This is a genomic window from Micromonospora sp. NPDC049900 (assembly GCF_044461025.1).
Classification (GTDB): domain Bacteria; phylum Actinomycetota; class Actinomycetes; order Mycobacteriales; family Micromonosporaceae; genus Micromonospora.
On the sequence record NZ_JBITKM010000015.1, the window covers coordinates 15,203 to 36,295 of the forward strand.

Here is a 21,093-nt window from a genome sequence, read left to right on the forward strand (position 1 = left end):
CCTTGCTAACGCATACGGTAGAGGACGGGTCCCTTCCTTTCAGGTTCCGGGAACTGTGGGACGAGATCGCGCCGGTCGGGCGGGACGCGGACAGCGGCGGCTACCTGCGGTACGCGCTCACCGCGCCGGAGCTGCGGCTGCGGGCGTGGTTCCGGGAGCAGGCCGACGCCCGGGGCATGCCGGTGGCGCAGGACGGCAACGGCAACCTGTTCGCCTGGTGGGGTGACCCGGACGCCGGTGGCGCGGTGCTGACCGGCAGCCACTTCGACTCGGTGCCGCACGGCGGCGCGTACGACGGGCCACTCGGCATCGTCAGCGCCTGGCTCGCCGTGGACGAGCTGCGGGTCGCCGGGGTCACCCCGGCCCGACCCCTGGTCGTCGCCGCCTTCGTCGAGGAGGAGGGGGCCCGCTTCGGCGTACCGTGCCTGGGCTCGCGGCTGCTCACCGGGCAGATCAGCGCCGACCGGGCGGGCGCGTTGCGGGACGCGGCCGGGGTGAGTTTCACCGAGGCGCTGGGACACCTCCCGGCGGGTGCCGATCCGGCGTTGCTGGGCCGGTTCGCCGCCTTCGTGGAGCTGCACGTCGAGCAGGGCCGCGCGCTGGTCGACCGGGACGCGCCGGTCGCGGTGGCCAGCGCCATCTGGCCGCACGGCCGCTGGCGCTTCGACGTCACCGGCGAGGGCAACCACGCCGGTACGACCCGGATGGCCGACCGCCGTGACCCCATGTTGACGTACGCGTTCACGGTGCTCGCCGCGAACAAGGAGGCCCGGCTGCGCGACGCGCACGCCACCGTGGGTCGGGTGACCGTGGAGCCCAACGCCACCAACGCGATCCCGTCCCGGGTGACCGGGTGGCTGGACGCCCGCGCCGCCGAGCCGGAGACGCTCGCCGGGCTGGTCGAGGCGGTACGCGCCAAGGCCACCGAACGGGCCCGGCGCGACGGCACCGAGGTGCGGATGACCGAGGAGTCGGCGACGCCGCTGGTCGCCTTCGACGGTGGGTTGGCCGACCGGCTGGCCGGGCTGCTGGCCGCGCCGGTGCTGCCGACCGGGGCCGGACACGACGCGGGGGTGCTGGCGGCGCACGTACCGACGGCGATGCTCTTCGTCCGCAACCCGACCGGGGTGTCGCACTCCCCCGCCGAGTCGGCCACCGACGCGGACTGCGCGGCCGGCGTGCGCGCCCTGGCCCGGGTGCTGGCGGAGCTGACGCAGGCGGGCCGGCCCGACGCGGAGGGTGCCGGATGACCGCCACCCGTTGGCTCGCCGAGTACGCCTGGCTGCCCGCCCACGCCGAGCCGACCCCGGACGTGCTGATCGAGACGGTCAACGGCCGGATCACCGGCGTGACGCCGTTGACGCCCGGCGGCGACCCGGACGCGGGCGTGGACGTGCTGGCCGACGCGGTGCGGCTGCCCGGGTTGACGCTGCCCGGGTCGGCGAACGCCCACTCGCACGCGTTCCACCGGGCGCTGCGCGGCCGGACCCACGGCGGGCGCGGCGACTTCTGGAGCTGGCGCGACCGGATGTACGCGGTGACCGGTCGCCTCGACCCGGACACGTACCTGGCGCTGGCCCGCGCGGTGTACGCCGAGATGGCGCTGGCCGGGGTCACCTGCGTGGGCGAGTTCCACTACCTGCACCACGCTCCGGGCGGCACCCCGTACGCCGACCCGAACGCGATGGGCGCGGCGCTGGTCGAGGCGGCGGCGCAGGCCGGGATCCGGTTGACCCTGCTGGACACCTGCTACCTGAGCGCCGGGGTGGACGGTGCGCCGTTGGTCGGGCCGCAGCAGCGTTTCGGCGACGGGGATGCCCGGCGGTGGGCGGAACGGGCCGCTGCGCTCACCACCGACCGGGACCGCGCCCGGGTCGGCGCGGCCGTGCACTCGGTCCGGGCCGTCCCGGCCGACCAGCTCGCCACCGTGGCCGACTGGGCCCGACAGCGGGACGCGCCGCTGCACGTGCACCTGTCGGAGCAGCCCGCCGAGAACGACGCCTGCCGGGCCGTGCACGGGCTGACGCCGACCGGGTTGCTGGCCGAGCACGGTGTGCTGGGACCGGCCACCACGGCGGTGCACGCCACCCACCCGACCAGCGCCGACCTGACGCTGCTCGGGGAGAGCCGGAGCGGGGTGTGTCTCTGCCCGACCACCGAACGCGACCTCGCCGACGGGCTCGGACCGGCCCGCCGGATGGCCGACGCGGGGATCCCGCTGAGCCTGGGCAGCGACAGTCACGCCGTGATCGACCCGTTCGAGGAGGCACGCGCGATGGAACTGGACGAGCGGCTGCGGACCCGTCGGCGCGGCCACTTCGCCCCCGCCGAGCTGCTCACCGCCGCCACCGAGGCCGGGCACGCGGCGCTGGGCTGGACCGACGCCGGTCGGCTCGCGGTGGGTGACCGCGCCGACCTGGTCACGGTGCGGCTGGACAGCGTCCGCACCGCCGGGGTGGCCCCGGCGGGCGTCTGGTTCGCGGCGAGCGCCGCCGACGTGACCCAGGTCGTGGTCGACGGCCGGGTGCTGGTCCGCGACGGGCGACACGTCCGCGTCGACGTCCCCCGCGAGCTGGCCACGGCCATCGTGGAGGTGACCGGTGCCCAGTGAGCCGAACGCGCGGGCGGGCAGCCTGCTGGTGGACAACATCGGCGAGCTGGTCACCAACGAGCCCGGCGCGGGCGAGGCCGGGCCGCTCGGCATCCGTCGCCGGGCCGCCCTGCTGGTCGAGGCGGGCGAGGTGGTCTGGGTCGGTCCGGCCGCCGACGCGCCGCCCGCGGACCGGCGGATCGACGCCGACGGGGCGGCGGTGTTGCCCGGCTTCGTGGACAGCCACGCGCACCTGGTCTTCGCCGGGGACCGGGCGACGGAGTTCGCGGCCCGGATGGCCGGGCAGCCGTACACCGGTGGGGGCATCCGCACCACCGTCGGCGCCACCCGGTCGGCCACCGACGGGCAGCTCCGCGCCACCGTGCGGCGGCTGCACGACGAGGCGTTGCGGCAGGGCACCACCACGATCGAGATCAAGAGTGGGTACGGCCTCACCGTCGCCGACGAGGCCCGCTCGGTGCGGATCGCCGCCGAGGTGACCGGGGAGACCACGTTCCTCGGTGCGCACGTGGTGCCGACCGAGTACGCCGACCGGCCCGACGAGTACGTGGGACTGGTCTGCGGGCCGATGCTGGCCGCCGCCGCGCCGTACGCCCGCTGGATCGACGTGTTCTGTGAACGGGGCGCGTTCGACGCCGACCACGCGCGGGCGATCCTGACCTGCGGGCAGGCGGCCGGGCTGGGTGTCCGGGTGCACGCCAACCAGCTCGGCCCCGGTCCGGGGGTACGCCTGGGCGTGGAACTCGGCGCGGCCAGTGTGGACCACTGCACGCACCTGGACGACGCCGACGTGGACGCGCTGGCGGCCACCGAGGGCGGCACCGTCGCCACGCTGCTGCCCGGCGCCGAGTTCTCCACCCGGTCGCCGTATCCCGACGCGCGTCGGCTGCTCGACGCCGGGGTCACCGTCGCCCTGGCCACCGACTGCAACCCCGGTTCGTCGTACACGTCGTCGATGCCGTTCTGCGTCGCCCTAGCCGTACGCGAGATGCGGATGACCCCGGCGGAGGCGGTGTGGGCGGCCACCGCCGGTGGCGCGCGGGCGTTGCGCCGCACCGACGTCGGGGTGCTGCGGCCCGGCGCCCGGGCCGACCTGACCATCCTCGACGCCCCGTCCCACCTGCACCTGGCCTACCGGCCGGGGGTTCCCCTGATCCGCCAGGTCCTGCGCAACGGAGTGCCACGATGACCGTCACCATCGAACCCACCGGGGTCTCCCCCGCCGACGTGCTCGCCGTGGCGCGCGGTGCCGCCGAGGTCGTCCTCGCCCCGGCCACACTGTCCACGATGGCCACCAGTCGGTCCATCGTGGACGGCATCGAGGCCGACGGCCGCCCGGTGTACGGCGTCTCCACCGGTTTCGGGGCGCTCGCCAACACGTTCGTCGCCCCCGAGCGGCGCGCCGAACTCCAGCACGCGCTGATCCGCTCGCACGCGGCGGGGGTGGGCGCGGCGATGCCCCGCGAGGTGGTGCGGGCGATGATGCTGCTGCGGGTCCGGTCGCTGGCGCTGGGCCACTCCGGGGTACGGCCGTTGGTCGCCGAGGCCCTGGTCGACCTGCTCAACCACGACGTGACGCCGTGGGTGCCGGAGCACGGCTCGTTGGGTGCCTCGGGTGACCTGGCGCCGCTGGCGCACTGCGCGCTGGTGCTGCTCGGCGAGGGCTGGGTGCTCGGTCCGGCCGGTGAGCGGCGGCCCGCTGCCGACGCGTTGCGGCAGGCCGGTCTCGCACCGGTGGAGTTGGCCGCCAAGGAGGGCCTGGCGCTGATCAACGGCACCGACGGCATGCTCGGCATGCTGCTGCTGGCCGTCCACGACGCGGCCCACCTGTTCACCATGGCCGACGTGACCGCCGCCCTGGCGATCGAGGCGATGCTCGGCTCGGAGCGGCCGTTCCGACCGGAGCTGCACGCCATCCGCCCGCATCCCGGGCAGGGCGTCTCGGCGGCGAACATCCACCGGCTGTTGCAGGACTCGGCGGTGATGGACTCGCACCGCGACGACCTGGCCCACGCGGTGCAGGACGCCTACTCGATGCGCTGCGCGCCCCAGGTCGCCGGAGCGGCCCGGGACACTCTGGACTTCGTCCGGACGGTCGCCGGCCGGGAACTGCTGTCCGTGGTGGACAACCCGGTGGTGCTGCCGGACGGGCGGGTCGAGTCGACCGGGAACTTCCACGGCGCACCGCTGGGCTTCGCGGCGGACTACCTGGCCATCGCCGCGTCCGAGGTGGGCGCGATCTCGGAACGCCGGGTGGACCGGCTGCTCGACGTGACCCGCTCCCGGGACCTGCCGGCCTTCCTCTCCCCCGACGCGGGCGTCAACTCCGGGCTGATGATCGCCCAGTACACCGCAGCCGGGATCGTGGCGGAGAACCGGCGGCTGGCCGCACCCGCCTCGGTGGACTCGCTGCCCACCAGCGGCATGCAGGAGGACCACGTCTCGATGGGCTGGGCGGCGACCAAGAAGCTGCGGACCGTGCTGGACAACCTGACCAGCCTGCTCGCGGTGGAGCTGCTCGCCGCCGTACGCGGACTCCAGCTCCGCGCCCCGCTGACGCCGTCCCCGGCCGGACGGGCGGCGATCGCCGCCCTCGGCGCCGTCGCCGGTCCACCCGGCCCGGACGTCTTCCTCGCTCCGCTGATGGAGGCGGCCCGGGCCGTGATCTCCGGCCCCGACCTGCGCACCGCCATCGAGGCCGAACTCGGCCCCCTCCCCTGACGGCGCAGCCGATCCGCACCAAGATCCGGGGGTGGGTCAGGTGGTCGCGGGGAGCACCTTCGCCACCAGGGTGGCCAGTTCGCGCAGGGCCTTGCCCCGGTGGCTGACCGCGTCCTTCTCCTGTGGAGTCAGCTCCGCGTTGGTGCGGTCCTGACCGTCGCCCAGGAAGATCGGGTCGTAGCCGAAACCACCCTCACCGCGCGGGGCACGCAGCACCCGGCCCACCTGGCGGCCGTCCACCAGGTGCTCCTTGCCGCCGGGCAGCACCAACGCGATCGTGCAGACGAAGGACCCGCCCCGGTGCTCGTCCGGCACGTCGGCGATCTGGTCCAGCACGAGCTGGAGGTTCGCCTGGTCGTCGCCGTGCCGCCCGGCCCAGCGGGCGCTGAACACGCCCGGCATGCCGTTGAGCGCGTCCACGGCCAGCCCGGAGTCGTCGGCGACGGTGGGCAGACCGGTACGCCGGCAGCCCTCCCGCGCCTTGATCAGCGCGTTCTCACCAAAGGTCAGCCCGGTCTCCGGCAACTCCGGGTACGCCTCGACGTCGTCGAGGCCGACCAGGGCGACCCGGTGCGCGCCGAGCGCCCCGTCGAGGATCCGCTGCAACTCGACGAGCTTCTTCTGGTTCCGGGTGGCGAGCAGGACCTTGTTCATCGAGTCACCTTTCCGTTGCTCGCGACTGCGGGGCTCGCAAACTCACCGGTCGATCGCTCGCGAACCTCACAGGAGGGCCTTGCGCTGGGCTTCGGCCAGGTCCAGACAGCCGGCGACGGCCAGGTCGAGCAGCGCGTCCAGTTGCTCGCGGGCGAAGACGCCGGCCTCACCGGTGCCCTGCACCTCGACGAAGTCCCCGGTGCCGGTGCAGACCACGTTCATGTCCACCTCGGCGGCCACGTCCTCGTCATAGCACAGGTCCAGGCGCGGCTCGCCGGACACCACACCGACGCTGACCGCCGCCACCGACCGGTGCATCACCTTCTCCGGCTTGCCGGCCAGGGCCTTGCGGTCGGCGAGCCAGCTCACCGCGTCGTGCAGCGCCACGTACGCGCCGGTGATCGCGGCGGTGCGGGTGCCGCCGTCGGCCTGCAGGACGTCGCAGTCGAGCACGATCGAGTTCTCGCCGAGGGCCTTGAGGTCGATGGCGGCACGCAGGCTCCGGCCGATCAGCCGGGAGATCTCGTGGGTACGCCCACCGACCCGCCCCTTGACGCTCTCCCGGTCGGACCGGGTGTTGGTGGCCCGGGGCAGCATCGCGTACTCGGCGGTGACCCAGCCCAGCCCGGAGCCCCGGCGCCAGCGGGGCACGCCCTCGGTGACGCTCGCCGTGCAGAGCACCCGGGTCGCGCCGAACTCCACCAGCACGGAGCCCTCCGGGTGGCTGCTCCAGCCACGGGTCAGCGTCACCGGTCGGAGTCGGTCGGGCTCCCGCCCGTCAGGTCGCGCCATGCCTGCACCCTATGCGGTGCCCCGATCGGAGTGTCCCCGGGTGCCGTCGGGCGGCTCAGGCGTGCCCACCGAGGACCAGGGTCACCGCCACGTACCCGTCCACGGACCGCCTGCCGGACGCCGACCGCTCGCCCACCGAGAGGTCGACGCGGTCGAACCCGGTGGGCACGCCGGCCGTCTCGACCATCTCCTCCCGCTGTTCCTGGAGTTGGCGTGGCTTGTACCAGCGGTGGTAGGTGAGCACGCCGCAGCAGCAGAGCATGAGCAGCAACGCGCCGACACCGAGCAGGAGCCCCACCACCAGGCCGGTGCGGGGCCGCCTGCGTGGTGCCGGTGCCGGCGGGAACGGTCCCGGACGCGGCGGATGGGCGTACGGTCCGGGCGGCGGTGGCCAGACGCCCGGCGACTGTGGCGCGAACGTCGGCGGGTACGGCCCGGCGGGTGGCCGGCCCGGCGCGGGGGATGCCGGTCGGTCGGCGGGGCGCGGGTCGGGTGGGCCGGCGGAGGGGTCGCTCACCCGCGCGATCCTAGAGTCCGACCGACGCCCCCGCTGCCCGCTCCCGGGGCAGGCTCAGATGTCGTAGCTGGCACCCGGCCGGACCACGTCCAGCGGGCCGCTGTACGCCGACGCCGCCGACGTCACGGTGTGCGCCTCGCTACCCCAGGCGGCCACCAGGTGGGTCAGCAGCAGCCGCCCCACGTTGGCCTTGGCCGCCGCCTCGCCCGCCTCCCGGCCGGTGAGGTGCAGGTCGGGTGGATTGTCCACGCCGTCCAGATAGCTGGCCTCGCAGAGGAAGGCGTCGGCGTTCTGGGCCAGCCGCAGCAACGCCTCACAGGGGGCGGTGTCCGAGGAGTAGCAGAGCGTCCGGCCGCCGTGCTCCAGCCGCACGCCGTACGTCTCGACCGGATGCAGCACCCGGTCGACGGTGACGGTGAACGGGCCGATCGGGAAGGTGCCGGGTTCCAGCGCGTAGAACTGGTACACGTCCTCGACCGTGCTGTCCTCCTGCCCGTACGCGGTGGCGAGCCGGTCCGGAGCACCGGCCGGGGCGTACACCGGGAGCGGCGGGTACGGGCCGTCCGGGGCGTAGCGCCGCACCACCACGTACGACGCGGCGTCGAGGATGTGGTCACAGTGCAGGTGCGTCAGGAGGATGGCGTCCGGGGCGTGCAGCCCGGCGTAACGCTGGAGGGTGGACAACGAGCCCGGGCCGAAGTCCACCAGGAGCCGGAAGTCCTCGGCCTCGACCAGATAGGCCGAGCAGGGGGACTCGGGTCCGGGGAAGCTGCCCGCACAGCCCAGGACGGTCAGTCGCATCGAGTTGTCTCGCTGTCACGATAGGTAGCGATCGAGCCGGTCGCCGCTCCGGAGATGATCAATACCGACGCGTACGCCACGCTGCGCAGCCTACGCCCGCCCACCTGGAGGCAAGAATGATCCGTTGGAAGTTGTCACCAACGTGACACCCGTTCCGCCCATCCGATCGAGGCCGGGTTACCGGACCGGCCGATCCGGAGCGTCCGACGCGACGAGGGCCACCGGCACCACGCCGATGACCCTCGTCGATGTCGCTGGGCTCAGGCCCAGAGCTGCCCGTCCAGGGCGTCCTCCGCGTCGGCGAGCGTGCCGCCGTACGCCCCGGTGCTGAGGTACTTCCAGCCGCCGTCGCTGACCACGAACGCCACGTCGGCACGGCGGCCGTCGCGCACCGCCTCGTGTGCCATCGCCAGAGCGGCGTGCAGCACCGCCCCGGTGGAGAAGCCGACGAAGAGTCCCTCCACCTCCACCAACTGCCGGGTACGCAGCACCGCGTCGCGGGTGCCGACGGAGAACCGCCGGTTGAGCACGGTCGCGTCGTAGAGCTCCGGGACGTACCCCTCGTCGATGTTGCGCAGGCCGTAGACCAGCTCGCCGTAGCGCGGCTCGGCCGCGACGATCTGGATGCCCTCGACCTTCTCGCGCAGGTAGCGCCCGGTCCCCATCAACGTGCCGGTGGTACCCAGCCCGGCCACGAAATGGGTGATCGTGGGCAGGTCGTGCAGCAGCTCGGGACCGGTCGTCTCGTAGTGCGCCCGGGCGTTCGCCTCGTTGCCGTACTGGAACAGCATGACCCAGTCCGGATGCTCGGCGGCGATCTGCTTCGCGGTCGCCACCGCCTGGTTGGAGCCGCCCGCCGCCGGCGAGAAGATGATTTCCGCACCGTACATCCGGAGCAGTTGGATCCGCTCGGTGGAGACGTTCTCCGGCATCACGCAGACCAGCCGGTAGCCGCGCAGCTTCGCCACCATGGCCAGCGAGATGCCGGTGTTCCCGCTGGTCGGCTCAAGAATCGTGTCGCCGGGCCGGAGTCGGCCGGCCTCCTCTGCCGCCCGCACCATGAACAGCGCGGCCCGGTCCTTGACGCTGCCGGTCGGGTTGCGGTCCTCGAGCTTGGCCCACAGCCGCACCGGCGGTGCCCCGTCGGGCACCGTCGGCGACAGTCGGGGCAACCCCACCAGGGGCGTGCCGCCACAGGCGTCCAGCAGGCTGTCGTACCGCGTCATCGCGGCCGCCTCAGCTCGTGGCGACGGGCGCGCGACGCCCGGCGCGGGGCACAGTGCCCCCGGCGACGACGCTGTGCTGGCTGATCGCCGCAGCGGCGGCACTGTGCTGGCTGATCGCCGCGGCAGCGGCGAAGCCGAACGCGCCACCGGCCACGGCGGGCAGGATGGTGACGCTGTCGCCGTCGTTCAGCTTGGCGTCCAGCGCGCCCAGGAAGCGGACGTCCTCGTCGTTGACGTAGACGTTGACGAAGCGGTGCAGCGCACCGGCCTCGGTGACCAGCCGGCCCCGCAGCCCGGCGTGCCGGGAGTCCAGGTCGGTGAGCAGGTCGTCCAGCGTGTCACCGCTGCCCTCGACGACCTTCACGCCGCCGGTGTAGCTGCGCAGGATGGTGGGGATGCGAACCTCGATGGCCATGTTGTCGTACTCCTCGATCGGGTGTCTCGGTGACGGGAAAGGTGCGCGGGTGCTGACGGGGATCAGCGGCCCGAACACTCGTAGTCGACCGTCGCCGGGCTCTGCCCGAACATGTACGACTGCACGGCGTGCGGATCCACCCCGGCGTCGAGGATCCGCACCGGCTCCTCGGTGACCACCCCGTCCACGATCCGGAAGGAGCGGATCTCCTCCGTGTCGGGTTCACGGGTGGAGACGAGCAGATAGTGGGCGCCGGGCTCACCGGCGAAGGAGATGTCCGTCCGCGAGGGATACGCCTCGGTGGCGGTGTGCGAGTGGTAGATCACGATCGGTTCCTCGTCGCGGTCGTCCATCTCGCGCCACACCCGCAGGTGCTCCATCGAGTCGAACTCGTAGAACGTCATCGAGCGGGCGGCGTTCTCCATGGGGATGTGCCGGGTCGGGGTGTCGCTGCCGACCGGGCCGGCGACCACGCCGCAGGCCTCGTCGGGGTGGTCCCGACGGGCGTGGGCGACGATCGCGTCGACGATCGACCGGTCGATGCTCAGCACGACGCCAAGACTAGCGCCCAGCGCCCCAAGACCGCGAGGTCGCGCCGGTCACAGTCACTCGATCAAGGCGTTGAGCAGGGACTCCTGGAGATAGCCGAGATACGCGTAGACCGAAAGCTGGAACACCCGGCTGGAGGACGGATCCTCGGCGACCGCATCGTCCAGTTCTGCCCCCAGATCGGTGCCGTCCTTGATCTCCAGCCGCACGCCCATCGCCAACCGGGCGTCGTTCAGTGCCCGCAGCCACGCCTCGGCCGCCTCGGCGTCCAGGCGTACCTCCTCGCCGCCGTCACCGTCGTCGGGCAGCGCGGCCAGGATCGCGCCGGCCTGGTCGATCTTGGCCGTCTTCAGGTCACCCTCGGTGTAGCGGCGGAACTCCGCCGTCCCCGCCCCGTCGTCGGGATAGACCTCGGGGAAGAGTCGGCACACCACCGGGTCGGAGTGGTCGAACCCGTCGGTCAACAGCCCGACCACCTCGGAGGCGACCTTGCGCAGGACGCGCACCTCGTCGACGGCGAACGTGGCGACGTACCGGTCGCCCCGGCGGCGGAACATGCTCACGAGCGCTCCACCGTCGCCCACAGCCCGTACGCGTGCAGTTGTGAGGCGTGGTGCTCCATGCGCTCGCGGGCGCCGCTGGAGACCACCGCCTTGCCCTTGTGGTGCACGTCCAGCATCAACTGCTCGGCCTTCTCCCGGCTGTACCCGAAGAGCTTCTGGAAGACCCAGGTCACGTACGTCATGAGGTTGACCGGGTCGTCCCACACGATCGTCACCCACGGCCGATCGGAGGCCGGCACCTCATCGGTGTCCGGGGTCTGCGCCGGTGCAACCTGCGGAGCCGCCATGCCCCCCATCGTGCCACCGGATCGGCGGAACCGAGGAACCGGAACGCCGGACCGGTCGGGATCGCCACCGACCGCCGCACGATGACCACGGCCGGTCGTCCTGAGCGCGCACCCGGGCACCCCGGTGGCGGGGCCGCCGGGGTGCGCCGCGTGCCGGTCAGGCGAGCAGGATGCCGTGTTCGGCTGCATCGGACAGCACCATGCCGAGCGAGAGGCCGACCGCCTCGAACCGCCGGGCGATCTCCCGGGACAACTCCAGCTCGATCTCCCGCAGCGCCCGCTGCGACCAGGCCCGCGCGGCGCTCTGGTCGGCGTTGGCGGGCGTACGCCAGTGTTGCCAGCAGCCACCGGCCAGGGACACCGCGACCGGCGGCAGGATCTCGGTCCGCGGCACGGTGGGGTACGCCGCCAGCCCGTCGATCGCGGCGGAGCCGGTCAACGACGCCACCCCGGCGGTGCTGGTGACCAACAGCACCCGCTCCAACTCCGGGCCGGTGACGTGGTCGGACATCCCCCAGCGGACCGCCTTGGTGATCCGGCGACGCACACCTTCCGGCAGCGGCGCGCCGAAGAGCCGGCCTGCGACGTCCTCGACCAGTTCCCGCACCGCGTGGTCGCACTGCACGGTGGCCAGCAGGGACAACGCCTCCAGCTCCCGGTCGAGCAACCGCGGCAGACCGGCGCAGCCGGTGCCGAAGACGATCTCCTGGACCACCCGCAGGTGCAGCTTGGCCAGTTCCAGCGCCAGATGCTGACGAATGCGCCGGCCTTCGGACCGCACCTGCCGGTCGAGTCGTTCGGACCACTCGCCCGCCTCCGGCAGTACCGGCACCCGGCCGTGCAGGCCGGGCACGTCCGGCGGGTCGAGGCTGGAACGTTCCAGTTCCTCGTCGGAGGCCCACCCGACGAGTGCCCGCCGCAGATCCAGCGCGTCGCCCTCGACGATCGGGAACCAACGGGCCGTCGCCAGGCCGGGTACGGCGGCGAGCAGCGTGGCCCGCTGCGCCTCGACGATGACCGTGATCGGATCGACCGCCGCACCGGCGGGCGCCTCGGCCGGTTCCGCCGACGCCCAACCGCTCGCGCCCGGCGTGACCGCGAAGAAGACCTGTACCGGGCTGTCCACCACCTCGGCGAGCAGGTGCAGCTCGGCGGCGCTGAACGACTGGTCCGCCGCGATCACGAACAGCAGCGCGCCGGCCCGACCGGCGGCGTCGAGCACCACCCCGGCACCGGCCCGCCCGAGCGACGCGATGTCCGGCGTGTTCACGAGGCGGTACCGCTTGAGCAGCGGATCGGTCAGGCTCAGCTCGACCCGGCGGGGCGGCCGGGCCAGCGCCGGCCCGACCTCCGGCAGGTCCGTCCGGTACGAGAACGGCGCCCGGTAGCCGGGCACGTAGGCGGACCGGCTCGCCTCGGTCGCGTGCCGCACCACCAACCAGCTCCCGGCCGGCACGGTGAACATCGCGGCATCGAGGTCCAGCAGGGCGGCCAGCACGTCCGCCCGGCCGGCACCGGCCGGTCCCACGGCGACCACTCCGAGGGGTTCACGCGGATCGACGGTCACGCCGAGCCGATCGGGGAACGGGCGACGACCCGGCGGTCCGGTGGCATCGTCGGGGGTACCGAGGTCGTGGAGAGGGCCCGGCTTCATCAGGCGGCGGCCTCCGAGGCTGGGCGGCCGGCGGAGCCGGTCGCGGTGAGCATCCGGGGACGCACCCGGATTTCGGAAGAGTACGGGCGCGGACGTCGGGAATGGGACAAACGAAAGTACTCTTGGGTAACTCCGCGACTACTCAACTTCATCCGCTCGGGCTACCGGCCGGGGCACAGTTCCATCGATATGCTGCGCGAATGAGTCGGTGGAAGTTCGTGGGCCGCACGGCGGAACTCGACCGTCTGCACGCGGCGGTGACCGGCGCCCAGGGCCGGCGAGGCATATTCTTCGCTGGAACCCCGGGTATCGGCAAGAGCCGTCTGCTCCGGGAAGGTGTCGACGCGCTTCCCGTCGAGGAGTACGCGGTCTGGTGGATCGCGGCCAGCGCCACCACCCAAGCGGTGCAGTTCGGCGGCCTGGTGCAGGTCCTACCCGTCGAACAACCACAGGGGCTCTCCCCGGCCGGCATCCTGCGCTGGGCCGTGGACGTGTTGCAGCAGCAGGCCGCGGGCCGGCGGATCGTGCTCGCCGTCGACGACGCCCACCTGCTCGACCCGCCGTCGGCCGCGCTCGTGCACCTGGTCGCCCGGTCCGAGAACGCCTCCGTGGTGGGCACCCTGCGCGACGGCGAGCAGATCCCGCTGCCGATTCGGGCACTGTGGACGGACGGGCTGGTGGACCACGCCGAGGTGAGCCCGCTGCCACCGGCCGAGACCGCCCGACTGCTCCGGGAGATCCTGGGCTGCCAGGTCGACCACGCCTCGTCGGAGCGGCTCGGCCGACTCAGCTCCGGCAACCCCCTGCTGCTGCGCGAACTGGTGCACGCCGTCACCAACAGCGGCGAGTCCACCACGAAGTACGGCGTCTGGACCTGGACCGGCCGGCTGGAGCTGGCCCCCAACCTGACCGAGCTGATCGACATCCGGATCACCCAGCTCACGCCCGGCGTGCGCACGGTCGTCGAGCTGGTCGCGTTCGGCGAACCGCTGGGCCTGCGACTGCTCTACCGAGCGGCGGAACAGGCCGATGTGGAGACCGCCGAGGAGCGGGGCCTGATCACGGTGGCCCCCTCCGACCGGCGGGTCGACGTACGCCTGGCCCACCCGCTCTACGGCGAGGTGGTACGCCGGCAGTGCCCGGTCAGCCGGACCCGCCGGTTGCAGGCGCACCTCGCCGAACTGTTGGAGGGGGTCGGCAAGCGACGCCGTGAGGACCTGCTGCGGGTCGCCGTGTGGCGACTGGACTCCGGCACCGCGCAGGATCCGGCGATGCTCGTCGACGCGGCCGGTCAGGCGTTCGCGCGCTACGACGTACCGCTGGCGACCCGGCTGGCGCGGGCCGCGCTCGACGCCGACGGCGGCTTCGACGCGGCCGAGTTGCTGGCCACCATCCTGATGTTCGCCGACCGCCCGGCCGAGGCGCTCGGCGTGCTCGACGCCGTCGCCACCGACACCGGTGACGAGGAACGGCTCAGTCGGTGGCTCACGGTCCGCGGCATGGTCAGCTACTGGGGACTCAGTCAGCATTCGACGGTGGAGGAGATCGCCAAGCGCGGCGGCGACCTCAAGGACCACGCCGCCCAGGCCCGGGTACGCGCCTTCGAGTCGATCATGCGGCTGCACCGGCTGGACGCGCCGACCGCGCTGCGGCTCGCCCAGAACGTGCTGGACCGCCCGGCGGCCAGCATCGCCGCGCGGGAACTGGCCCGGTGCGCCATCGCCCACCTCCAGGCGGTACAGGGGCAACTGTGCCGCAGCGCCACCGCGGTCGACCTGGTGCAGGCGAAGGTGGCCAGTTGGCGGTCGGACATGCCGTACCTGCAACTCGCCGTCGAGCTGGCCCGGGGCACCCGGCTGGCGCTCTCCGGCGACCTGTCCGGCATCGACGCGCTGGTCGCCGACGAGTTCGCCGACCTGGCCGACGCGGGCGACTTCCGGCTGGGCAGCGGCTACCTGTCGATCCTGCGCGCGTACGCGGCCCGGCTGCGCGGACGCAGCGACGCGGCGTTGCAGGCCGCGCTCGGCGCCTGCGCGGTGCTGGCGACCAGCCGGGTCTATGCCGGCCTCGCCCAGGCCGAACGCGCGCAGGCCGCCGCGTTGCGCGGCGACGCCCGACAGGCGGCCGAGGCGATGGCCGAGGCGGACCGCATCCACGCACCGAGCATGGCGGTGCTGTACCCGTGGCTGGAGCAGGCCCGGGCGGCGACGCTCGCGGCCGGTGGTGACCTGGCCGGCGCGACGGCCCACCTGCACGGGCTGGTCGACCGGCTGCGGGTGGACGGCTTCGCCGGACACGAGACCCTGGTGTTGCACGACCTGGTCCGCCTCGGCGAGGCCGCCGCGCCGACCGGCCCGATCTGCTCCGACGGCAGCCGCCGCACGGTCGCCCAGCGGCTGACGGAGCTGTCCGAGCAGGTCGACGGCGACCTGCCTCCGCTGCTGGCCCGACACGCCCGCGCCGCGGCGGAGAGCTCACCCGACCAACTGCTCGCCGCCGCCGACGGCTTCCTGGACCTGGGGCTGGCGCTGCCGGCCGCGGAGGCCGCCGCCGAGGCGGTGCACCTGCTGCGCCGACGTCGTTCGCCGCAGCTCGCCAGCGCCGGCGAACGGCTCGCGGTGATGCTCGGCTGCTGTGACATGGTGCACACCCCGGCACTGCGCGCGGCCACCCCGACGCTCAGCGACCGGGAGTGGCAGGTGGCCCGACTGGCGGCACACGGCGAGACCAGCCGCGCCATCGCTGAGCAGCTCTTTCTCTCCGCGCGGACGGTGGAGAACCACCTCCAGCGGATATACACCAAGCTCGGGGTGACCGGGCGGGCCGAACTCCGCTCGGCGCTGCGGACCATCCCGGGGCACGACGGCACGACGACCGCCTGAACCCTAGGCTGGGGTGGTGCACAGCCTCAGTCCCGCTCTGCTGACGGACCACTACGAGCTGACCATGGTCAGCGCCGCCCTGCGCGACGGTACGGCGGACCGCCGCTGCGTCTTCGAGGCGTTCAGTCGGCGGCTGCCGATCGGCCGACGGTACGGCGTGGTCGCCGGCACCGCCCGGCTGGTGGAGATGATCCGCGAGTTCCGCTTCGACCCGGCCGACCTGGACTTCCTGCGCCGCACCGGCGTGGTCGACGAGCAGGGCGCCGCCTGGCTCGCCGACTACCGGTTCACCGGCGACATCGACGGATACCCCGAGGGCGACCTGTTCTTCCCCGGCTCGCCGATCCTCACCGTCTCCGGCGGCTTCGCCGAGTGCGTGGTGCTGGAGACGCTGGTGCTGTCGGTGCTCAACCACGACTGCGCGGTGGCCGCCGCCGCGGCCCGGATGGTGACCGCCGCCCGGGGCCGGGCCCTGATCGAGATGGGCTCCCGGCGGGCGCACGAGGAGGCCGCCGTCGCCGCGGCCCGCGCCGCGTACCTGGCCGGGTTCCGGTTCACCTCCAACCTCGCCGCAGGTCAGCGGTACGGCATCCCCACCGCGGGTACCGCCGCGCACGCGTTCACCCTGCTGCACGACGACGAGCGGGCCGCCTTCGCCTCGCAGGTCGCCACGCTGGGCAAGGAGACCACGCTGCTGGTCGACACCTACGACATCAGCCAGGGCATCCGTAACGCGATCGAGGTGGCCGGGCCGGAGCTGCGGGCGGTCCGGATCGACTCCGGCGACCTGGCCGTGATCGCGCAGCAGTCCCGGGAACTGCTCGACTCGCTCGGCGCCACCGAGACGAAGATCATCGTCTCCGGCGACCTCGACGAGTACGCGATCGCCTCGCTGGCCGCCGAACCGGTGGACATGTACGGCGCCGGCACCGCCGTGGTCACCGGCTCCGGCGCACCCACCGCCGGGCTGGTCTACAAGCTGGTCGAGGTCGAGGGGCGGCCGGTCGTCAAGCGCTCCGAGCACAAGGCCACCATCGGCGGGCGCAAGGTCGCGGTCCGCCGGCACAAGCCCACCGGCACCGCCACCGAGGAGATCGTCGTCCCGCAGGGCGTGCCGGACCGCCGCCCCAACGACCGGCTGCTGCAACGGTCGTACGTGGCCGACGGCGAGCCGGTGACGCTGCCGACGCTCGACGAGTCACGCGAACACCTGCGCCAGTGCCTGATCTCCATCCCGTGGGAGGGTCTCAAGCTCTCCGCGGGCGACCCTGCCGTCCCGGTCACGGTCGTACCGGCCGGATGACCCTCGTACCCGCCGAGTGAAAGGAGCGCGTCGATGCGCAACGCGCTGATCATCGTCGACGTGCAGAAGGACTTCTGCGAGGGCGGTTCGCTGGCCGTCGCGGGCGGAGCCGGTGTCGCCGCCGGGATCTCCCGGCTGCTGGCCACCGAGCCGGACCGCTGGGACCACATGGTGGCGACGAAGGACTACCACGTCGACCCCGGCAACCACTTCGCCGACGCACCGGACTACGTCAGCACCTGGCCCCGGCACTGCGTCGTCGGCACGCCAGGGTCCGAGTTCCACCCCGAGTTGGCCACCGACCGGATCGAGGCCGTCTTCCACAAGGGCGAGTACGCCGCCGCGTACTCCGGTTTCGAGGGGCAGGCCCCCGACGGCGCGGGACTGGCCGACTGGCTGCGCCGACGCGGGGTGGACCGGGTCGACGTGGTCGGTATCGCCACCGACCACTGCGTCCGCGCGACCGCCCTGGACGCCGCCCGCGAGGGCTTCGCCACCACCGTGCTGCTGGACCTGACCGCCGCCGTCGCACCGGACACCACCGACGTCGCGCTGCGCGCCTTCGACGGAGCCGGCATCACCGTGCACGGTGCCCCTGTGATCCCCGACGCCTGACCCCCTACCCCCCTCTCCCCCCCCACCGCCCCGCCCCCCCTAGCCCCTGCCCCGGCTCCGGTTGATCATGGAGTTGTGGCAGGGGCATAAGGTGCATCCGGGGCCAACCGGCGACCACATCTCCATGATCGACGTGGCCGGCGTGGCCTGAGGGACGGCCAGGGGCGGCGGCCAGAGGGCGGGCGGGAAGGGCGACGGGCGCCGACCCCGGGTGTGGGGTGGCGCCCGTCGTGGTGTGTGCGGTGGTGTCAGCGGCGATCGAGGTCGCTGGAGGTGTCCTCCTGGTAGCTGGCACCGCCGTCGGACTCGCTGGTGAGCGGCTTGGAGCCGCCCTCGGGCGGGCCGGCCAGGCTCTGCCCGGCGGCCAGCTCGGGGAACTTGGCGTCGAAGGCGGGACGCTCGGAGCGGATTCGCGGCATCCGGTCGAAGTTGCGCAGCGGCGGCGGGGAGGTGGTCGCCCACTCCAGCGAGTTGCCGTGGCCCCACGGGTCGTCGACCTCGACCACCGGACCGGCCTTGTACGCCTTCCAGCAGTTGTAGATGAACGGCAGCGTGGAGATACCGGTGATGAACGCGCCGATCGTGGAGATCATGTTCAGCGTGGTGAAGCCGTCGATGGCCTGGTAGTCGGCGTAACGCCGGGGCATGCCCTCGTTGCCCAGCCAGTGCTGCACCAGGAACGTGGTGTGGAAACCGATCATGGTCAACCAGAAGTGAATCTTGCCGAGCCGCTCGTCCAGCATCCGGCCGAACATCTTCGGGAACCAGAAGTAGATGCCGGCGAACACCGCGAACACGATCGTGCCGAAGAGCACGTAGTGGAAGTGCGCCACCACGAAGTACGAGTCGTGCATGTGGAAGTCGAGCGGCGGAGCGGCCAGCAGCACCCCGGTCAGACCACCGAACAGGAAGGTGACCAGGAATCCGACCGACCAGAGCATCGGCGTCTCGAAGCTGATCTGGCCGCGCCACATGGTGCCGATCCAGTTGAAGAACTTCATACCGGTCGGCACGGCGATCAGGTAGCTCAGGAAGCTGAAGAACGGCAGCAGCACCTGGCCGGTGGCGAACATGTGGTGCGCCCACACGCTCATCGACAGGCCGGCGATGGCGATGGTGGCGGCGACCAGACCCTTGTAGCCGAAGATCGGCTTGCGGGAGAAGACCGGGATGATCTCGCTGATGATGCCGAAGAACGGCAGCGCGATGATGTAGACCTCGGGGTGCCCGAAGAACCAGAACAGGTGCTGCCACAGCATCGGGCCGCCGGTGTCCGGGCTGTAGACGTGTGCACCGAGGATGCGGTCGGCGGCGAGCGCGAAGAGCGCGGCGGCCAACAACGGGAAGACCAGGATCACCAGGAGGCTGGTGACCAGCATGTTCCAGGTGAAGATCGGCATCCGGAACATGGTCATGCCGGGCGCGCGCAGGGTCAGGATCGTGGTGATCAGGTTGACCGCGCCGAGGATGGTGCCCAGACCGGAGATGGCCAGACCGACCACCCACATGTTGGCGCCGACACCGGGGGCGTGCTCGGTGGTGCTCAGCGGGGTGTAGGCCGTCCAGCCGAAGTCGGCCGCGCCACCCGGGGTGAGGAAACCGGCGGTGGCCATGGTGCCACCGAACAGGTACAGCCAGTACGCGAAGCTGTTCAGCCGCGGGAACGAGACGTCCGGCGCGCCGATCTGGATCGGCACGATGTAGTTGCCGAAGGCGAACACGATCGGCGTCGCGAAGAACAGCAACATGATCGTGCCGTGCATGGTGAACAGTTGGTTGTACTGCTCGGGCGAGAGGAACTGGAGCCCGGGCCGGGCCAGCTCGGCCCGCATGATCAGGGCCATCAGACCACCGATCATGAAGAACACGAACGCGGTGACCATGTACATGATCCCGATTTGCTTCGCGTCCGTGGACCGCAACAGCCGCGCGATGGCCGACCCCTTGACCGGCTCCCGGACCGGCCAGGGCCGGGTCACGACCGGCTTCGGTGCGACGGTGGTCACGAGGGGCCTCCGGTTCCTGGGTTGTCCCGCTCGGCACGCGTGTCTCTGCGGGCCGTCATCCGCAAGGAGGATAGTCCCCGGCAGGTGAGAGCGCCGCGTGGGGTCACCGGGCGTGGATCACAGCGGGCCGAGGAGCAACCGGTAATGCTCGCCGAAGATGCGGTCGCCGCGTCCGCGCAGCAGCGGGTCGCGGAGCGCCGGCGGCACGTCGCGGGTCCGGTTGCGGTCCCGGGTCCGGTCCCGCACCCACCGGGTACGCGGCCGGCGGCGGCTCTCGTACGCGGTCAGCGCCGCCTCGACGCTCCCGGCGGCGCGCAGCGACTCGGCGAGCACCACCGCGTCCTCAAGGGCCATCGCGGCACCCTGGGACAGCGTCGGCGCGGTGGCGTGCGCGGCGTCACCGACCAGCAGTACCCGGCCCCGGTGCCAACGCCCGAGTTCGACCTCGTCGGTGACGCTGGCATGCACCGTGCCGAGCGCGTCGAGCACCTCGGGCACCGGTCCGCCGTAGTCGCCGAACAGCTCGCGCAGCCGGGCCCTCGGGTCGGCCGGCGGGGCGGTGCCGGCCTCGTCGGCGTAGCAGTGCAGCCGACCGGCCCCGATCGGCACCACCAGGATCCCGCTGCGTTGACCGAGCAGCGCGGTCCAGTCCCGCACCGTCGGCCCGTCCCGCACCACGCTCCGGTAGACCACCTGACCGGCGGGACGGGGCGGGCCGCCGAGCGCGGCCAGCGCCCGGATCGAGGAACGCGGGCCGTCGGCACCGATGACCAGGTCGTACTCGGTCTGGGTGCCGTCGACGAAGGTGACGCCGACGGTGTTGGTCAGCAGGTCGATGGTGCGGACCTCGGCGCCGTGCCGGACCGCGCCACCGGCGCCGCTGAGCAGGACCCGGTGCAGGTCGGCGCGGGGCATGGCCCGGCACTCGCCGACGCCGGCCCAGAGCGTGTCGAGGTCGACCTCGCACAGCGGCACACCGCCCGCGTCCAGGAAGCGCTGGCGGTGGATGAGCTGCCCGTAGGGGCGTACCGGGTCGTCGAGGTCGAGTCGGCGCAGCGCGCGGGCGGCGTTGCCCGGCAGATAGAGACCGGCGTCGGCGAGTTCGCCCGGCGGCGCCTTGTCGGTCACGTCGGGCCGGAAGCCCGCCAGGCGCAGCGCCCGGGCCACGGCCAGACCGGCGATGCCCGCGCCGACGACGAGAATGCGCAGGGGGGAGCTACGCATGGGGTTGTACGCCTCCGGAGGGGTCGGCACGCGTTGGAGGCAAGACACTACTCGGCGCAATCGGTGCACGCCAGAGGCAATTAGCCCACGACGGACATCCCTCGGCGCAGGCGCATCTCCCGACGGCGCTGCCCACCGCCCGGCTGGAGGGTCCACGGGTGTCCGATCGGCGCGTACGTGACACACGTCATAATTCACCTCAATCACCCCGGCCAGTTGCGCCCGTTGTTTCATGTATGTAAATGTGACGATGAGCACATGGGAGCGCTCCCG

19 protein-coding genes are annotated in these 21,093 nt (G+C 72.7%); 7 read left to right on the forward strand and 12 right to left on the reverse strand.

The annotated features are described in order from the left end of the window. Nucleotides 1-2 precede the first annotated feature (2 nt). The 4 genes from ACIBMZ_RS25190 to hutH are packed head-to-tail and all read left to right on the forward strand — an operon-like array spanning nucleotide 3 to nucleotide 5,332. Entirely contained in the window at nucleotides 3-1,250 is a 1,248-nt protein-coding gene (locus ACIBMZ_RS25190; RefSeq protein ID WP_396697815.1) for an allantoate amidohydrolase, read from the forward strand. Next, a complete protein-coding gene (locus ACIBMZ_RS25195; RefSeq protein ID WP_396697817.1) occupies nucleotides 1,247-2,611 on the forward strand; it encodes a formimidoylglutamate deiminase in 1,365 nt (454 codons plus the stop codon). Before ACIBMZ_RS25190 ends, ACIBMZ_RS25195 begins: the two co-directional genes overlap by 4 nt. Continuing rightward, nucleotides 2,601-3,800: an imidazolonepropionase gene (hutI, locus tag ACIBMZ_RS25200; RefSeq protein ID WP_396697819.1), complete on the forward strand. Its 1,200-nt coding sequence runs from the start codon at nucleotides 2,601-2,603 to the stop codon at nucleotides 3,798-3,800. Before ACIBMZ_RS25195 ends, hutI begins: the two co-directional genes overlap by 11 nt. Beyond that, entirely contained in the window at nucleotides 3,797-5,332 is a 1,536-nt protein-coding gene (hutH, locus tag ACIBMZ_RS25205) for a histidine ammonia-lyase (protein WP_396697821.1), read from the forward strand. The genes hutI and hutH overlap by 4 nt, the downstream gene beginning before the upstream one ends. A 36-nt stretch (nucleotides 5,333-5,368) precedes the next feature. Here hutH and rdgB read toward each other — a convergent pair whose 3' ends face one another. From rdgB to ACIBMZ_RS25255, 10 genes are all read right to left on the reverse strand, one after another. Further along, nucleotides 5,369-5,986, reverse strand: a complete 618-nt coding sequence (gene rdgB, locus ACIBMZ_RS25210; protein ID WP_396697823.1) for an RdgB/HAM1 family non-canonical purine NTP pyrophosphatase — start codon at nucleotides 5,984-5,986, stop codon at nucleotides 5,369-5,371. Between the two features lie 66 nt (nucleotides 5,987-6,052). Then, on the reverse strand, nucleotides 6,053-6,778 hold the full coding sequence (gene rph, locus ACIBMZ_RS25215) for a ribonuclease PH (protein WP_396697825.1): 726 nt from the start codon (nucleotides 6,776-6,778) through the stop codon (nucleotides 6,053-6,055). 55 nt (nucleotides 6,779-6,833) lie between these two features. Next, nucleotides 6,834-7,295, reverse strand: a complete 462-nt coding sequence (locus tag ACIBMZ_RS25220; RefSeq protein WP_396697827.1) for a hypothetical protein — start codon at nucleotides 7,293-7,295, stop codon at nucleotides 6,834-6,836. Between the two features lie 54 nt (nucleotides 7,296-7,349). Then, a complete protein-coding gene (locus ACIBMZ_RS25225; protein ID WP_396697829.1) occupies nucleotides 7,350-8,096 on the reverse strand; it encodes an MBL fold metallo-hydrolase in 747 nt (248 codons plus the stop codon). Nucleotides 8,097-8,356: 260 nt separating this feature from the next. Next, on the reverse strand, nucleotides 8,357-9,322 hold the full coding sequence (locus ACIBMZ_RS25230) for a PLP-dependent cysteine synthase family protein (RefSeq protein WP_396697831.1): 966 nt from the start codon (nucleotides 9,320-9,322) through the stop codon (nucleotides 8,357-8,359). Nucleotides 9,323-9,332: 10 nt separating this feature from the next. Beyond that, nucleotides 9,333-9,737, reverse strand: coding sequence for a MoaD/ThiS family protein (locus ACIBMZ_RS25235; protein ID WP_396697833.1), 405 nt, complete (start codon nucleotides 9,735-9,737; stop codon nucleotides 9,333-9,335). A gap of 62 nt (nucleotides 9,738-9,799) precedes the next feature. Continuing rightward, nucleotides 9,800-10,288 carry a M67 family metallopeptidase gene (locus ACIBMZ_RS25240; RefSeq protein ID WP_309223777.1) on the reverse strand — a complete coding sequence of 163 codons (489 nt, stop codon included), beginning with the start codon at nucleotides 10,286-10,288 and terminating at the stop codon, nucleotides 9,800-9,802. A 54-nt stretch (nucleotides 10,289-10,342) separates the two neighbouring features. After that, complete coding sequence (locus ACIBMZ_RS25245; RefSeq protein WP_396698037.1) at nucleotides 10,343-10,843, reverse strand: DUF2017 domain-containing protein; 501 nt, start codon at nucleotides 10,841-10,843, stop codon at nucleotides 10,343-10,345. Between the two features lie 2 nt (nucleotides 10,844-10,845). Further along, nucleotides 10,846-11,136, reverse strand: a complete 291-nt coding sequence (gene clpS, locus ACIBMZ_RS25250) for an ATP-dependent Clp protease adapter ClpS (RefSeq protein WP_396697835.1) — start codon at nucleotides 11,134-11,136, stop codon at nucleotides 10,846-10,848. 157 nt (nucleotides 11,137-11,293) lie between these two features. Further along, nucleotides 11,294-12,790: a hypothetical protein gene (locus tag ACIBMZ_RS25255; protein WP_396697837.1), complete on the reverse strand. Its 1,497-nt coding sequence runs from the start codon at nucleotides 12,788-12,790 to the stop codon at nucleotides 11,294-11,296. Nucleotides 12,791-12,990: 200 nt separating this feature from the next. Between ACIBMZ_RS25255 and ACIBMZ_RS25260 the strand changes: the two genes are divergently transcribed. The 3 genes from ACIBMZ_RS25260 to ACIBMZ_RS25270 are packed head-to-tail and all read left to right on the forward strand — an operon-like array spanning nucleotide 12,991 to nucleotide 17,590. Continuing rightward, nucleotides 12,991-15,672 (forward strand): LuxR C-terminal-related transcriptional regulator, encoded by a 2,682-nt coding sequence (locus ACIBMZ_RS25260; protein ID WP_396697839.1) that lies wholly within the window; start codon nucleotides 12,991-12,993, stop codon nucleotides 15,670-15,672. A 16-nt stretch (nucleotides 15,673-15,688) separates the two neighbouring features. Continuing rightward, the gene (locus ACIBMZ_RS25265) at nucleotides 15,689-16,975 is read left to right on the forward strand and encodes a nicotinate phosphoribosyltransferase (protein ID WP_396697841.1); all 1,287 of its coding nucleotides are present in this window, start codon (nucleotides 15,689-15,691) and stop codon (nucleotides 16,973-16,975) included. A 33-nt stretch (nucleotides 16,976-17,008) separates the two neighbouring features. Continuing rightward, nucleotides 17,009-17,590, forward strand: a complete 582-nt coding sequence (locus ACIBMZ_RS25270) for an isochorismatase family protein (protein ID WP_396697843.1) — start codon at nucleotides 17,009-17,011, stop codon at nucleotides 17,588-17,590. A 248-nt stretch (nucleotides 17,591-17,838) separates the two neighbouring features. On the opposite strand, the gene ctaD is transcribed toward ACIBMZ_RS25270, so the two are convergent. Both ctaD and ACIBMZ_RS25280 read right to left on the reverse strand, forming a co-directional pair. Then, nucleotides 17,839-19,596 carry a cytochrome c oxidase subunit I gene (ctaD, locus tag ACIBMZ_RS25275; protein ID WP_396697845.1) on the reverse strand — a complete coding sequence of 586 codons (1,758 nt, stop codon included), beginning with the start codon at nucleotides 19,594-19,596 and terminating at the stop codon, nucleotides 17,839-17,841. A 117-nt stretch (nucleotides 19,597-19,713) separates the two neighbouring features. After that, complete coding sequence (locus ACIBMZ_RS25280) at nucleotides 19,714-20,820, reverse strand: FAD-dependent monooxygenase (RefSeq protein ID WP_396697847.1); 1,107 nt, start codon at nucleotides 20,818-20,820, stop codon at nucleotides 19,714-19,716. Nucleotides 20,821-21,093 lie beyond the last annotated feature (273 nt).